Annotated in this window: 13 protein-coding genes; 8 read left to right on the top strand and 5 right to left on the bottom strand. The window is 64.5% G+C overall.

Annotated features, from left to right (window positions below; translation table 11 throughout):
* Positions 1–35 precede the first annotated feature (35 nt).
* Positions 36–809, top strand: coding sequence for an IclR family transcriptional regulator (locus DVK03_RS15340; protein ID WP_115803557.1), 774 nt, complete (start codon positions 36–38; stop codon positions 807–809).
* Positions 810–827: 18 nt separating this feature from the next.
* Here the strand turns inward: DVK03_RS15340 and DVK03_RS15335 are convergent, their stop codons facing one another.
* The 4 genes from DVK03_RS15335 to DVK03_RS15320 form a co-directional block, all read right to left on the bottom strand.
* Positions 828–2,279, bottom strand: a complete 1,452-nt coding sequence (locus DVK03_RS15335) for an aldehyde dehydrogenase family protein (protein WP_115803558.1) — start codon at positions 2,277–2,279, stop codon at positions 828–830.
* A gap of 140 nt (positions 2,280–2,419) precedes the next feature.
* A complete protein-coding gene (locus DVK03_RS15330; RefSeq protein WP_115803559.1) occupies positions 2,420–3,328 on the bottom strand; it encodes an AEC family transporter in 909 nt (302 codons plus the stop codon).
* Between the two features lie 98 nt (positions 3,329–3,426).
* Positions 3,427–4,461, bottom strand: coding sequence for an SGNH/GDSL hydrolase family protein (locus DVK03_RS15325; protein WP_115803560.1), 1,035 nt, complete (start codon positions 4,459–4,461; stop codon positions 3,427–3,429).
* A gap of 641 nt (positions 4,462–5,102) precedes the next feature.
* Positions 5,103–6,041: a dihydrodipicolinate synthase family protein gene (locus DVK03_RS15320; RefSeq protein WP_004041058.1), complete on the bottom strand. Its 939-nt coding sequence runs from the start codon at positions 6,039–6,041 to the stop codon at positions 5,103–5,105.
* A gap of 209 nt (positions 6,042–6,250) precedes the next feature.
* Here DVK03_RS15320 and DVK03_RS15315 point away from each other — a divergent pair, with 209 nt between their 5' ends.
* Entirely contained in the window at positions 6,251–7,090 is an 840-nt protein-coding gene (locus DVK03_RS15315) for an NAD(P)-dependent oxidoreductase (RefSeq protein ID WP_004061681.1), read from the top strand.
* An 81-nt stretch (positions 7,091–7,171) separates the two neighbouring features.
* Here DVK03_RS15315 and DVK03_RS15310 read toward each other — a convergent pair whose 3' ends face one another.
* Complete coding sequence (locus DVK03_RS15310) at positions 7,172–7,633, bottom strand: universal stress protein (protein ID WP_115803561.1); 462 nt, start codon at positions 7,631–7,633, stop codon at positions 7,172–7,174.
* 108 nt (positions 7,634–7,741) lie between these two features.
* Between DVK03_RS15310 and DVK03_RS15305 the strand changes: the two genes are divergently transcribed.
* The 6 genes from DVK03_RS15305 to DVK03_RS15280 all read left to right on the top strand — a co-directional run bounded on the left by DVK03_RS15305 (position 7,742) and on the right by DVK03_RS15280 (position 14,211).
* A complete protein-coding gene (locus DVK03_RS15305) occupies positions 7,742–7,963 on the top strand; it encodes a hypothetical protein (RefSeq protein ID WP_004061687.1) in 222 nt (73 codons plus the stop codon).
* Between the two features lie 171 nt (positions 7,964–8,134).
* Entirely contained in the window at positions 8,135–9,934 is a 1,800-nt protein-coding gene (locus DVK03_RS15300; protein ID WP_115803562.1) for an ABC transporter substrate-binding protein, read from the top strand.
* A 73-nt stretch (positions 9,935–10,007) separates the two neighbouring features.
* Entirely contained in the window at positions 10,008–11,012 is a 1,005-nt protein-coding gene (locus DVK03_RS15295) for an ABC transporter permease (RefSeq protein ID WP_013034964.1), read from the top strand.
* Between the two features lie 2 nt (positions 11,013–11,014).
* On the top strand, positions 11,015–12,037 hold the full coding sequence (locus DVK03_RS15290) for an ABC transporter permease (protein WP_008610421.1): 1,023 nt from the start codon (positions 11,015–11,017) through the stop codon (positions 12,035–12,037).
* Between the two features lie 45 nt (positions 12,038–12,082).
* Entirely contained in the window at positions 12,083–13,153 is a 1,071-nt protein-coding gene (locus DVK03_RS15285) for an ABC transporter ATP-binding protein (RefSeq protein ID WP_004041065.1), read from the top strand.
* Positions 13,150–14,211: an ABC transporter ATP-binding protein gene (locus DVK03_RS15280; protein ID WP_006599995.1), complete on the top strand. Its 1,062-nt coding sequence runs from the start codon at positions 13,150–13,152 to the stop codon at positions 14,209–14,211. Before DVK03_RS15285 ends, DVK03_RS15280 begins: the two co-directional genes overlap by 4 nt.
* Positions 14,212–14,286 lie beyond the last annotated feature (75 nt).

Genomic DNA, 14,286 nt, shown 5'->3' with positions numbered 1-14,286 from the left:
ACAAATATATACGGCTCTGGTTCGACTACCACACCATGAGCTCCCCACCGAACAAACGCCCCGGTCGAACAATCCGCTCGGTCCAGATAGCGTTCAATATCATCGACCTCCTCCAGGAGGAGGCGGGCATCGGCGTGACGCGAATTGCCGACGAGCTCGGCCACTCGAAGAGCACCGTCCACAGCCACCTCCGGACGCTCGAAGAGCGCCGCGTCATCGTGCGCGAGGGCGACGGCTACCGGCTGGGCCTGCGGTTTCTCGACGTGGCTTCGCACGTCCGCGACCAGATAGGCAACTTCGACATCGTTCAAAAAGAGGTCGACTCGCTGGCCGAGGAGACGGGCGAAATCGTCCAGTTCGGCGTCGAGGAGTACGGCAAGGTCTCGTACCTCCACAAGGCGCAGGGGGAACACGCCGTCGAGACGCTGTCGCGGGTGGGGACCCAACAGCCGATGTACTCCACGTCGCTGGGCAAGACGATTCTGGCGTACCTGCCGCCCGAGCGCATCGAGGAAATCGCGGCCGCGATGGAGTACGAGCCCAAGACGGCGAACACCATCACCAGTCCGGAGGAGCTGTTCGAGGAGCTCGAAACCATCCGCGAGCAAGGGTACGGCATCGACGACGAGGAGAACATCAACGGTCTGCGCTGCGTCTCTGCGCCCGTCAAGAACGACGAGACGATTCTCGGCGCGATTAGCATCACCGGCCCGTCGAGTCGGTTCACCGAGGACCGCCTGCACGGCGAACTCGCGGACTACGTCCGGAGCGCCGCGAACGTCATCGAACTGAACACGAAGTTCTCCTGAGGGCGCGGGGCCGGCGGCTCAGTAGTTCTCGTAGATAGTCTTCACCGACGAGAAGAAGTCGAGGCCGGCGTCGCCCTGCTCGCGGTAGGTGTTCGTCGACGAGTCCTTGTAGCCGCCGAAGGGGACGTGGAGTTCGAGGCCGGTCGTCTTCTCGTTGATTTTCGCGACGCCCGCTTCGACCTCGTTGACGAAGCGCTTGCCCTCGCTGAGGTCCTGCGTGACGATGCTGGCCGACAGGCCGTAGTCGACGTCGTTGGCGAGGGCGAGCGCGTCCTCGAACGAGTCGGCCTTGACGACCGCCAGCACGGGGCCGAAAATCTCTTCTTGGGCGATGCGAGCGTCGTTTTCGACGCCGGAGAACACCGTCGGCTCGACGAAGTAGCCGTCGTCGTAGTCGTCGCCGGAGAGCCTGCTGCCGCCGGCTTCGACCGTCGCGCCCTCCGAGGACCCGATGTCGACGTATTCGAGCGTCGTAGACAGTTCGTCCTCGGAGACGTGCGGACCCATGTCGGGGTCGTCGAGGCCGTCGCCGACGACGAGCGAGTCTGCGTAGTCGGAGACGGCCGCGACGAACTCGTCGTACACGTCCTCGTGGACGATGGCGCGCGAGGTGGCCGTACACGACTGGCCGGTCGTGCCGAACGCGCCGACGCCGACGGTCTCGGCGGCGTCTTCGATGTCCGCGCTGGGCATGACGACGGTCGGGTTCTTGCCGCCCATCTCACACTGGACGCGCTTGAGGTCGACCGCGGCCGTCTCGGCGACCATCGTCCCCACGGCGGTGCTGCCGGTAAAGGAGACGCCGTCGATGCGCTCGCTCTCGATGAGCGGGCCGCCGACCTCGCTCCCGGAGCCGGTGATGGTGTTCGCCACGCCGGCCGGGAGGCCCGCGTCGTCGAGACATTCGAGGACGATGGCGACGACGCCCGGCGCTTCGGACGCCGGCTTGAGGACCGCGGTGTTGCCGGCGGCGAGCGCCGGGGCGAGCTTCCAGACCGGGATGGCGATGGGGTAGTTCCACGGCGTGATGAGCGCGACCGTCCCGAGGGGTTCGTGCTTCGTGTAGAGGTCCTTCCCGGGGGCGCTCGCGGACTTGACGGTGCCGCCGAAATCCCGCGCTTTCGCGCCGTAGTAGTGGAAGATGTCGATGGCGCGCTGTACCTCGCCGCCCGCCTCGGAGCGCGTCTTGCCCTCCTCGCGGACGAGCACCTCGGTCGCCTCTTCTTTCCGCGCGTCGAGGTTGTTGCCGGCCTCGCGGAGAATCGCGCCACGGGACGGACCGGGCGTCGACGCCCACTCGTCCTGCGCGGCGACGGCCGCGTCGAGCGCCGCCTCGACGTCTTCTTTGGAGGACGCCGGGTGGACGCTGACGACTTCGCCGGCCGCCGCGGGGTTCGTCACTTCGAACGTCTCTCCCGACTGGGAGTCGGTCCATTCGCCGTCGATGAAGTTACCGTAGGTTCTCGACATTCGACCTAGCCATGCACAGCCATCACTAAGTAAGCTTCTCATGGCGAGCGCGGATGGCCGCCGCGAGCTCGTGGCCGTCGCAAGGTGTGAGCGAAGCGAATTCGCGAGGTTCGGACTAGTATCGACGAGTCGCCGCCGACTCAGAGCAGGAACTGGAGGACGACAAAGAGCGTCGCGACCGAGACGGCGGTGGTCGCGAACACGTTCATCGACGCGAGGTCGGCGTCGCCGCCGAGTTCGTTCGCGTAGATGAACGACGAGACGGCGGTCGGCGTCGCGAGCATCGTCACGCCGGCTTGGACCGTCGACCAACTCGACGCGAACGTCGAGAAGACGGCGAAGGCGAGAAGCGGCATCAGGACGACTTTGCTGCCGACGACGGCCCCGACGGTGCGAAAGTCGAACGACTCGGTGGAAATCGTGAGCGACGCGCCGATGGAGAGCAGCGCCACGGGGAGCGCGAGCGAGGAGAGCGCGTCGAGCCCCGTCAGAAGGACGCCGGGGACGCCGAGGCCGAGCCCGGAGAAGGCGAGCCCCAACACGAGCGCCGGAATGACCGGCGTCTTGAGCACGCCGACGAACTCCTCTTTGAACGACACGTCAGCGCCGTTGACGAGCACGAGGACCGTGATAGTGAGCGGGACGTGGGTGAGCGCGCCGATGCCGAGGATGACGGCCGCCTTCGCAGACGCCAGCGAACCGAACGTCGAATCGACGAGCGGGAGCCCGAGGAAGCCGAGGTTCGAGTAGTACGACTGGACGATGGCGACACTGCGAACCGAGTCGGGCGACACCCGCCGGTGGACGACCCAGCCGACGGCGAGCATCGTAAAGAGGACGAGCCAAAAGCCCAACACGAGCGTCGGCTCGATGACTTCGCGAATCGGCTGGTCGTACGTCGAGGTGAACACGAGCGCGGGGAGCGCGAAGGCGAACGCGAAGAACGTGAGTTTGTCGCGGCGGCCGCTGTCGAGGAGGCCGAGACGCTTCGCTAGCGCCCCGAGGCAGAGCACCCCGAGCATGTAGCCCAGATTTGCGGCGACGGTCATACACGTCCATCGAACAGGGGGGTTCTTCCGTGTTACGCTCGCGGAGATTTCGTTCGGGTAGTTCGACCACGAGAGCGCCTGAGAACCGCGTATTCCAGTTAATCGTCCATGAGAGATTCGAGCTCGCGCGCGAGGCGCTCGCCGATGCGAATCATCGCGTCGTCGCCGGGATGGACGAGGTCGGTCGTCATTCCGCTGGCGGTCGGCAGGAGGTCGGGGCCCTCCACGAGGTGGACGTTGTCGTAGCCGCACTCGTCGACCACGTCACGAAGGTGCTGGCGGAACGTCTCGGAGAGCGTCGCTTCCTCGTGGTCACGCTTGTACTCGCGCACGTGCGGGAACAGCGTGATGCAGGCGACGGGTTTGGTCGGGTTCGCCGCGGCGACGGTTTCGACCATGTCCGCGGCGCGCTCGCGGAACTCGTCGGGCGAGAATCGGCCGACCATATTCACCGACAGCGAGAGCGTCGCCACGTCCCAGTCGTCGCGGGCGGCGATGTGCTCGGCCATCGCGGGGTCGCAGTAGGCTGTCCCGCAGGAGCCGAGGTTTATCGGGTCCGCACCGAGTCTCCGGGCCGTCTGGTTAACGTACGTGAGCATCTCCGCCGACGGGTCCTCGCCCTCGGTAATCGACGTGCCGTACGCGAGGTATCGGAGGCTCGGAACCTCGTCGGCGGTCGGCGGCCGCCGCGCGCCCTCGACGCCGTGGTAGTAGATGTGGCCGCCGCGGTGGTCGCCGGGGAAGACGAGTCGGCACACCTCGGGTGCGTAACGCATCTCGCCGGTCGCCGCCGGGTCGAGGTCGGACAGCGACTCCGGGGGAGACAGTTCGACCGTCTTCGGCTCCGGCCCGAGCGTGAACTCCTCGCCCGTCGCCTGAAAGTCCCCCCAGAACGGCCGAACGAGGCTGTCTCGCTCCTCGGAGGAGAGCGTGATTCGAACCGTCTCATCGGGGACGAGTCGAATCTCGGTTCCCGCCGGGTGAGACATCCGCGTCTGCGCGCCGGTGTTCAGGCCGCTCCTGACGGCCTCCGGAACGCGGAGCAGTCGAAGTCCCTCGTGCGGTCTGACCCGCTGGAGCGCCCTGACGTTGTGGAACTGAACGTCGTCGTGCTGGATATCGTCGTGCTGCATACCGTGTGAGTCACGCACACGCCACACCTACTTATCCCTACCTCCGGCGACCGACGCGCGGCGACGGGCGCGCCGGTGCTGGACGGAGACAGACGCCGAAGTGGCATCATCGGTTCCCGAGGCGGGAAAATTACAGCCATATGATTGTAATATGTGGGCGAATATAGCGTCGAATTCGCGCGTTCGTCGTGAGTGACGCACAGCCGACCAAAACGCCAACCCTCCCAAACCCAATCTAGAGCCCACAGAGAGGCCTAAATCCGAATATTCGCCACCGGGGAACGCAAAGTCCATCCAGAGTGAATAATTGGGCACGATTCGCCCGATGTTCGTTCCCCACCGGCGAACAAGATGGAGTATGACGCTGCCCTCGTGCGGTCAGTCTGGGAATGTGGCCGCTCAACTGCCGGAGCTGAAGGTGTGTTATGATTGGTGCGGGCCGGGAGTCCGGTGGGGACGAGCGGCCGGTGAGACGTGAAAACGGCTCAACAGGGAGCGAGGGAACGTCGAGACGGCGAAAAATGGGGTGGGGTGCTTCCGACGGCTGCCGTCGGGTAGCGTCAGGCAGGTGCGGTGAGCGTGGTCAGTCGATATCGGTGCGGTCGGAGTCGTCGGTGCGCGCCCGGGTCGATGTCGGTGAGTCAGTCGATGACGCGGGCGATGCCGTCGTCGAGTTCCTCGTACAGTTCCTCGGCGCGGCGCTCGTCGTCGGCCGACAGCGACCGAATCGGCTCGCGGACTTCCCCGCCGTGCAGGCCGGCCAGTTCGAGGCCCTTCTTCACTATCGGGACGCTTATCGCGCCGGGAAGGTCGTTGTCGGTTCCCGTCTCGCCGCGGAGAGCTTGGAACGGGAGCGTCAGGTCGCGAATCTCGCGGGCGCGTTCCCAGTTCTCCTCGGTGAGCGCCTCGAACAGCGCGAGGCCGATTTCCGGGCGGAAATTGCTGACGCCCGCCGAGAACCCCTCGATGCCCTCGTTCCAAAACGAGACGGCGTAGGGTTCCGCGAGGCCGTCCACCCAGACCACGTCGTCGTCCGCGACGGCGACGGCGGAACCGAGTTTGACCGGGTCCTCGATGGCGTACTTGACGCCGACGACGCCCTCGATGCGCGAGAGGTCGCGGAGGAAGGAGACCGAGGGGTCGAAGCCGCGGACGTAGGGAACGAGCGGCGTGTCGGTCGCGGCGTCGAGTTTCTCGTAGTAGCGGATGAGTCCCCGCTCGTGGACGTAGGTGTGGTCCGGCGGCATGACCATCATGGCGTCCACGCCGACGCGGTCGTAGGCTTCCATCAGGTCCGTCGCGGCCTTCGTCGACCCGCCGACGCCGGCGAGGACGCAGGCGCTGTCGGGGAGCGCGTCGACCGCCGTCTCCGTCACGTCGACGCGCTCCTGTTGGGACAGGGAGTGGTATTCGCTGATGTTCGCGGCCGCGAGGAACGACGAGATACCGTCGCCGGAAAGCGACTTCGCGTTCGCTTCGAGTTTGTCGTGTTGAATCTCCAGGTCGTCGTCGAACGGCGTGAGCAAGCCGACGGCGACGCCACGGAGACGACTGCGTACACGGTCGTCTGCGAGTGGCATGGTACAGTCAATCTGAGTCAACCGTGATAAACCCATCGTCAACGCCTGAATCCGGCGTTCACGCGCGTGAGAGCGCCCGCGAGTCGTCCATCTGGTGCGCGGCAGTCAGGCTTCGTGACCCGAACGGGCGGGCCGAAGCGGTACCCGAATTGAAGTCGGACGTCGCGGTCACCCATCAATTTATTACGATTTGGTCAGAGTGGATTCGTATGGACGTCTTGATGACCGGCGTCTATGGCCGGTGCGGCACCGCAGTCATAGACCACCTGCACGACGACGACGCCTACGACTTCACGTACTTCAACCGCTCCGACCGCCCCGACGACCACCCCTACGGCGGCTACGACACCGTCGTCGGCGACGTGTCCGACTACGACGCGCTCGACGGCGCCGCGGCGGGGCAGGACGCGATGGTCCACATGGCGGCGTACCCCTACACCGACGGGACGTGGGAGGACATCTTCGAGCCCAACATCATCGGGATGTACAACGCGCTCGAAGTCGCCCGCGAGAACGAAATCGAGTCGTTCGTCTTCCTCTCGACCAACCACGTCATGGGCGGCTACGAGGACGAGTTCTCCCCCGAGATATACGAGCCGGGCCACGGACTCGTCATCGGCCACGAGGACCCCGTCCGCCCCGACTCGTTTTACGGCGCGTCGAAGGCGTACGGCGAGGACATGGGTCGGTACTACGTCGAGAACTACGAATACCCCAAGCAGTTCTACGCCCTCCGGGTGTGCAGCGTCCGGATGCCGGAGTACGACCACCCCTACGGCGACGCCGAGGCCGCCGTCGAGAACGGCGAGTTCGAACGCGGGAGCGCCGAGTACGAGGAAACCGTCGGGCGCATGAAGGCGATGTGGCAGTCCCGCCGCGACTTCGCCCACGAAATCGACTGCTGTCTGCAAGACGACAACGTCGAATTCGGTATCTTCAGCGGCGTGAGCGACAACCAGCGCCGGTGGTACGACCTCGAACACGCCCGCTCGCAAATCGGCTACCACCCGCAGGACGACGGCGAGGAGTGGGACAGCCCGCCGGAGTAGTCTCGAACGACTGAGTACAGACGGCTACGCGGTCGCGGGGGCAGAAAAAACGAGAGTCGGGTCAGTCCGCCGCGACGACGCTCACTCGGTGTGAAGCGTCACGTAGCCGTCAAAGTTGAGAATCACGAACTGCGCGAGGTCGCCGAACAGCGCCTTTCCGGTCGGCGACCGCTTCCGGCCGAGGATGAACACGTGGTCTGCGCCCTCCTCGTCAGCGACTTCGATGACCGTCTCGGCGCGCTCTTTCTCGGCGGCGATTCGCGGGACGATTTCGTAGGACACCTGGTCGTCGGTCGCGAAGACCTTCCGGGCGACCTCCTCGGCGTCGTTCATCGCGCCCTTGAACGCGTCCTGTTCGGTGTACGACGTGTGCTCGACGTCGCCAATGGTGTCGAGGACCTCCTGGGTCTCCTCGAACTCGTCTTCGGTGAGCGTGACGAGGAGGACGAGGTCGGCGTCCGCGCCGAGCGCGTGTTCTCTGGCCTCCCGGAGGAGGTCCGCGTGCGAGTCGGTGTTCTCGATGAGTACTAATCCTCTGTCCATGCACCCTCATTCCGTCTCGCCTTATCTAAGTCTACCGGGGAAAGGGACGGCGAGGGTAAGGCTGGCCGGGGCAGTATACTGAAATACACCGCGGTACTCTACGCAGACATGCCCGAAACGAGTCTCGCCGACGTGCTCCGCGATTACGAGACCCGAATGAAGCTCGTCCTCGTCATCTCGCTGGCCTCTATCGCCCTGCTTCTCCTCTCGCTGCCGTCTATCGAACCGGGGACGACGACCCACGCGCTCGTCTATCTCCAACTGACGACGTTCGGCGGATTAGCGGTCGTGATGCTCGGACTGTTGCTGTGGACGGCGAGGAGCGCGTGAGACGGGGCGAAAACCAGCGCGAACGGGCGGGGAACTGTTATTTTCTCTATCATGGTTGGGATGGGCAAATCCAGTATCTATATTAACGGGGAGTATCATGATAGATGATACCGCATGGCTGGAAAGCGTTCAACCAACTGGAGTAGACGAGACCTTATCAAGTACGGGGCGGTGGCTGGCACGGCTGGACTGGCCGGCTGCTTCGATAGTTCCGGGCAGACGACCGAAGACGGCAGTACCGGGGACGGCACGGACGGCGGCACGACCACCGAGGGCGGCGCGAGCATCGCCGACGACACCCTCGATTACCCCGCGGGCCGACCCGCGACGGACGTGCAGTTCAACCGGTACAGCCTCGGCAACTACGCGCACACCCTTCAGGACCAACTGTTCGAGGAAGTCGCGCGCGGCTACGCCGACGGGACGGTCCGACCCGACCTGCTCGAAGACATGACCGTCGACGGGCGGACGCTCACGCTGACGTTCCCCGAGGGGTTCAAGTGGTGGAACGGCGACGACCTGACGGCCGAAGACTACTACATCGGTCTCGAAATCGACCGCCTGCAATCGCCCGAGCAGTCGCCCATCGAGAGCAACACGCTGGTCGACGACTACACCATCGAGCGGACGTTCAAGACGGCCGTCTCGCCCAACCTGATGAAGGCGAACGTCGCCGAGACGTTCGTCAACACCCCGCGATCGATTTACCGCGAATACCTCACCCGCTACGAGGAAGCATCGAATGAGAGCGAGCGCGAGAGCGTGACGAGCGACCTCCTCGACATGAGCATCACGACCCAACAGCTCATCGACGAGGGGCTCGGCAACGCGCTGTACCGCGTCACCGGCTTCAACTCCTCGGAGACCGTCCTCGAGAAGTTCGAAGACCACCCGTACGCGAGCCGGACGGACGTCCCGAACGTTCGCATCATCCCCGAGACGACCGCCGACGTGGAGTCGCTGTCGGTGAACGACCAGCTCGACATGAACCCCGACGTGCTCATGTCGGAGTCCCAGCAGTCCCGGTACCCGGACAACATCGAGAACGTCTACCGACTCAACTGGTTCCGCACGCAGAAGTTCACGTTCAACTTCAAAAACGAGCACATCGCGCGACTCCCGGTCCGGCGCGCCATCGTCAACGCGGTGGACTTCGAGTCGATGGTCGCCGCGATGCGGCAGGCCGGGACCGTCGGCGCACCCGCCGAGAACCAGACGGCGCTGCGCTCGACGATTCACGAGGAGTACCTCGGCGAGGACTTCGTCGACCAGCTCATCGACTACCCGGTCGGCAAGGACCTCGACGCGGCGACGCAACTGCTCGAAGACGCCGGCTACACCAAGGAAGACGGGACGTGGGTCGACCCGGACGGCGAGTCGTTCACCTTCACGGTCCTGACGCAGAACAACAACACCCAGGTGCAGGCGACGAAGGTCTTCAACGACCAGCTCAACGCGTTCGGCATCCAGACCGAAATCAGCACGGTCAGCTCGACCGACTACTACCAGCGCCTCCAAACGTACGAGGCGGACATCTTCTGGATATGGCACGTCGCGAAGGCGCTGTGGCACCCGACGGCGTACTTCTCGAACAACTTCTACGGCATCGAGGTCGGTGACCCCTCCAGTGGGAACGAGACCGGCCCGACGGGCAAGCCCTTTACGACGACCATCCCGAGCGAGGTCGGCGCGACCGAAATCTCCGGCAGCGGCAAAGAGATTCAGCCCGCACAGCTGATGAACGACCTGCCGAACTCCGAGTCCGCAGAGCAGGTCAGAGAGCGGACCCGCGACCTCGTCCAGTGGTTCAACTACGCGCTTCCCGACTTCGTCTTCGTCGAGGAGGACTCCGGCTACTGGGGCGACACGCAGGACTTCTCCATGCCGACGGGCGACGACTACGAACTCAACACGAACCGACCGGGCGAGTTCTCCTTCAAAAACGGGTGGATTAGCTCCAACTCGCAGTGAGGTGAGACGGCAGCCTCGACGGGCTTAACCACCACAATTAAGCTCTCTCACGCTAGAAGCCAAACTATTAATAATGACACCAAAGTATTTGTTGAAGCGTCTCGGGCAAGCGATACTGACGTTTTTCGTCACGATGACGGTCTCGTTTCTGCTGTACCAGGCCATGCCCGGTGGCCCGACGGAAGCGATGCGGAGCGTGATCCTCTCGCAGAGCGGCGGGAGCGTCGATATCGACCGACTGAACAGGATGATACAGCTCTACACGAACGTGAACCCGGACCAGCCGATGCACGTACAGTATTTCAACTACGCGTCTGACGTGATTCTCCGGCAGGACCTCGGCACCTCGTTCTTCAAAAACGAGGAGGTCACGACGCTCATCATGCAGCGCATCCCGTGGTCGATGTTCATCAGCGTCTACGCGCTCGCGCTGGGCTACTCGCTGAGCATCTTCCTCGGCGTGATGACGGCTTACCGGGAGAAGTCGCGGTTCGACTCCACGGTGTCATCGCTCATCATCGGACTCAACTCGATTCCGTACTACATCGTCGGCGTCGTGCTCATCTACTTCCTCGCCATCCAGAACAACTACTTCCCGACCGGCGGCCGAATCGGCTCGGGCATCGCCGCGGGGTACAATCCGGAGTTCATGCTCAGTCTCGTGCAACACGCGGCGCTCCCGGCGATTTCGATGGGCGCGCTCGCGACCTCCGGCGCGCTCGCCATGCGCGGGAACGCGGTTCGCGTCCTCGGCGAGGACTACATCCGCGTGGCGCAGCTCCGCGGGCTCCGCGAGACCCGCATCGCCACGCAGTACCTCGGGCACAACTCCATCCTCCCGATGTACACGCAGTTCATGATCGGCATCGCCGGCGTCTTCAGCAGCGCCGTCATCGTCGAGGAGGTGTTCGCGTACCCGGGCATGGGCCTCCTGATGTTCGAGGCGGTCAAGACGCAGGACTACCCGCTGTTGATGGGCACGCTCCTCGTGTTCACGGCGATTTCGCTGACCGCTATCTTCATCGCGGACCTCACGTACACGCTCATCGACCCGCGCATCTCGGTGGGTGAGGAGTAACCATGAGTGAAGCACATTCCGACACGTTCGACCTGAAAGACCTCTACGAGGAGGACATCGACCCGGACCCCGAATCGGGTGCCGACCGCGCAAAGCGATTCCTCGAAATGAACGTTGTCGCACCCGCGCGCATCGCGGCCGACGACTGGCGCGCGCTCGTCGGCGGCGCGATTCTCGCCTTTTTCCTCCTCATGGGCACCGTCGGCGTCTGGCTCGTCGAGCGACCGACGAGCGGTGACGCGCCCGTCCTCGCCGCGCCGTTCGAATCGCTGGCGTACCCGCTCGGCACCGACGTGTTCGGCCAGCCGATTCACGCCCAGCTCATCCACGCGACGCCGGGCATGTTCAAGATGATATTCGCGGGCGCGGTCGTGAGCGTCGGCTTCGCCGCTCTCGTGGGCGTCGTCGCCGGCTTCGAACACGGCACGCGCATCGACTCGTTCCTGATGACCGTCACCGACGTGGTCATCACGATTCCGGGTCTGCCGCTCATCATCGTCATCACGGCCATCTTCCAGCCCGAGAACCCCTACATCGTCGGGGTCTTCCTCGGCATCGACAACTGGCCGGGGCTGGCGCGGACCGTCCGCTCGCAGGTGCTGAGCATCCGCGAGGAGTCCTACGTCGAGGCGTCCGAAATCATGGGCATCCCGCTGTCGTCGATTCTCCGTCGGGACATCCTCTCGCAGCTCATGCCGTACGTGATGATAAACGGGGCGCTCACCTCGCGGCGCATCATCTTCGAGTCCGTGGGGTTGTACTTCCTCGGCATCCTGCCGTTCACCACGTTCAACTGGGGCGTCATGATGAACCTCGCGTACGAGGGCAACGCGCTCACCCGCCCGGACATGCTCCCGTGGATGGTCGCGCCCATGGTCTGCATCTTCCTGCTGTCGTTCGGGCTCGTCCTCCTGTCGCAGGGGCTCGACAGCCTGTTCAACGTCCGCCTCCGGGCGCGCCACGCGAACACCTCGAAGAAAGGCACCTCGAAGAACAACCAATCGCAGGCGACCGGCGGGGACTGACCCCGTGCCAACACCTATAACCAGACGATGACTACCAACCAAGCAATGCGAACGTCGAATCAGAACGACTCGGACCCCGACCAAGACGTCGTGTTCGAAGTCCGCGACCTGGAGGTCACTTTCGGGACCAACCGAGGCGAATCGAGAGTCGTCCGCAACGTCGACTTCGACATCTACCGCAACGAGACGCTCGGGATGGTCGGCGAAAGCGGCAGCGGCAAGTCGATGACGTCGTCCGCGTTGATGAACGCGGTCGTCAGCCCGGGCGAGACCTCCGGCGAAGTTACCTACTACCCGCCCGACGGCGGCGAGCCGATTTCCGTGCTCGACCTCGACGAGGAAGAGCTGCGGAAGTTCCGCTGGGGCGAAGTCGCCATGGTGTTCCAAGGCGCGATGAGCTCGTTCAACCCCGTCAAGAAGGTCCGCGGCCACTTCAGGGAGACCCTCGAAGACCACAACCGCGACGTGGAGGCGGGGCTCGACCGCGCCCGCAAGATTCTGGGCGACCTCTACTTAGACCCCGACCGCGTCCTCGACTCGTACCCCTACGAGCTCTCGGGCGGGATGAAACAGCGCGCGCTCGTCGCGCTCGCGCTCATCCTCGAACCGGAGGTGCTCGTGATGGACGAGCCGACCGCCGCGCTCGACCTCCTGATGCAGCGCTCTATCGTCTCGCTGCTCAAGGAGCTCAAAGCGGAGTACGACCTGACGATTATCTTCATCACCCACGACCTGCCGCTTCTCACCAAGCTCGCGGACCGGCTCGTCGTGATGTACGCGTTCGACATCGTCGAAATCGGCTCGACCGAGGAGATACTGTACGACGCCGCGCACCCCTACACGCGGTCGCTCCTCAACGCGACGCCGGACCTGAACGCCCCCATCGAGGAGATGCAGTCCATCTCGGGGTCGAAGCCCGACCCGGTGACCAACATCCCCGGCTGTTCGTACCGGCCGCGGTGCCCGATGGCCGACGAGTCTTGCGCGGAGGCGGAGCCACCGATGGCGGACCGCGGCGGCGGCCACCGAACCGCGTGTTTCTACCACGACGACGTGTCCGACGAGATTCCGATTCCCGCGATGGAAGCGGCCGAAGAGGGCGGTGAGGCCGAATGAGCGTCGATAACTCCATCCTCTCGGTGGACGACGTATCGGTCCACTTCACGGACAGCAGCGGCTTCCTCGGCCTGTTCGGCGAGCGACAGACGGTCCGCGCCGTCGACGGCATCTCGCTCGACATCGGGGAAAACGACGTGGTCACGCTCATCGGCGAGTCCGGCTGCGGTAAGTCGACGCTCGGAAAGGCCATCATCGGCGCGCAGGAGCCGACCCACGGCTCGATTACCTACCGCGGACAGGATATCTGGGAGGCGAAAAACAGCCGCGACCCGGACATCCCGTTCTCGGAGATTCGGCGGTCGCTCCAGATTATCCACCAGGACCCCGGCAGCGCGCTGAATCCGAACCAGCGCATCCTCACCTCGCTGATGCTCCCCCTGAAAAAGTGGAACCCGAACCTCGGCGAGGAGGAGCGCCGAAAGCGCATCTACGCGCTCCTCGAACGCGTCGGGCTCACGCCCGCCGAGGACTTCGTCGAGCGGTTCCCCCACCAGCTCTCGGGCGGCGAGAAACAGCGCGTCGTGTTGGTTCGGTCGCTGCTTTTGAACCCGGACGTCATCCTCGCCGACGAGGCCATCAGCGCCCTCGACGTGAGCCTCCGGGTGGAGATGATGGACCTGATGCTCGAACTGCAAGACCTGTTCAACACCTCCTACGTCTTCATCAGCCACGACCTCTCGAACGCCCGGTACATCGCCGAGAAGTCCGGCGGCCGCATCGCCGTCATGTACCTCGGCCGCATCGTCGAAGTCGGGCCGATAGAGCAGGTCATCGGTGACCCTCAGCACCCCTACACGCAGGCGCTGAAGTGGGCGACCCCGAACCTCTACGAAGGAGACGAGGACGACGACCTTCCGATTCGGAAAATCGACATCCCCGACCCGACGAACCGGCCCAGTGGCTGTCACTTCCACCCGCGCTGTCCGAAGGCGCGCGAGGTCTGTGAGACGAACGACCCGGGCGCGTTCGAAGACGAGACCGGCCACGCCGCGCGGTGTTTCCGCGCCGACGAAGACCACGAGTACTGGGACAGTCCGAGCATCGTCGACGACTGAACCGGGCTCGCGGACGCCGTGCGCGGCCAACTATCGACCGCCGACCACCGACCGCTGACCGTCAGCCGCTTTCCA

Origin of the sequence: Haloferax sp. Atlit-109R (assembly GCF_003665865.1) — an archaeon.
In the GTDB taxonomy this organism is placed as follows: Archaea; Halobacteriota; Halobacteria; order Halobacteriales; family Haloferacaceae; genus Haloferax; species Haloferax volcanii.
Note: the sequence above shows the minus strand (reverse complement) of the source record. Positions and strands in the feature narration are given on the sequence as shown.

What these genes read in the sequence shown, in the direction of transcription:
- DVK03_RS15340 (WP_115803557.1), top strand. Translation starts at nt 36, where the DNA reads ATGAGCTCCCCACCGAACAAACGCCCCGGTCGAACAATCCGCTCGGTC.
- DVK03_RS15335 (WP_115803558.1), bottom strand. Translation starts at nt 2,279, where the DNA reads ATGTCGAGAACCTACGGTAACTTCATCGACGGCGAATGGACCGACTCC.
- DVK03_RS15330 (WP_115803559.1), bottom strand. Translation starts at nt 3,328, where the DNA reads ATGACCGTCGCCGCAAATCTGGGCTACATGCTCGGGGTGCTCTGCCTC.
- DVK03_RS15325 (WP_115803560.1), bottom strand. Translation starts at nt 4,461, where the DNA reads ATGCAGCACGACGATATCCAGCACGACGACGTTCAGTTCCACAACGTC.
- DVK03_RS15320 (WP_004041058.1), bottom strand. Translation starts at nt 6,041, where the DNA reads ATGCCACTCGCAGACGACCGTGTACGCAGTCGTCTCCGTGGCGTCGCC.
- DVK03_RS15315 (WP_004061681.1), top strand. Translation starts at nt 6,251, where the DNA reads ATGGACGTCTTGATGACCGGCGTCTATGGCCGGTGCGGCACCGCAGTC.
- DVK03_RS15310 (WP_115803561.1), bottom strand. Translation starts at nt 7,633, where the DNA reads ATGGACAGAGGATTAGTACTCATCGAGAACACCGACTCGCACGCGGAC.
- DVK03_RS15305 (WP_004061687.1), top strand. Translation starts at nt 7,742, where the DNA reads ATGCCCGAAACGAGTCTCGCCGACGTGCTCCGCGATTACGAGACCCGA.
- DVK03_RS15295 (WP_013034964.1), top strand. Translation starts at nt 10,008, where the DNA reads ATGACACCAAAGTATTTGTTGAAGCGTCTCGGGCAAGCGATACTGACG.
- DVK03_RS15290 (WP_008610421.1), top strand. Translation starts at nt 11,015, where the DNA reads ATGAGTGAAGCACATTCCGACACGTTCGACCTGAAAGACCTCTACGAG.
- DVK03_RS15285 (WP_004041065.1), top strand. Translation starts at nt 12,083, where the DNA reads ATGCGAACGTCGAATCAGAACGACTCGGACCCCGACCAAGACGTCGTG.
- DVK03_RS15280 (WP_006599995.1), top strand. Translation starts at nt 13,150, where the DNA reads ATGAGCGTCGATAACTCCATCCTCTCGGTGGACGACGTATCGGTCCAC.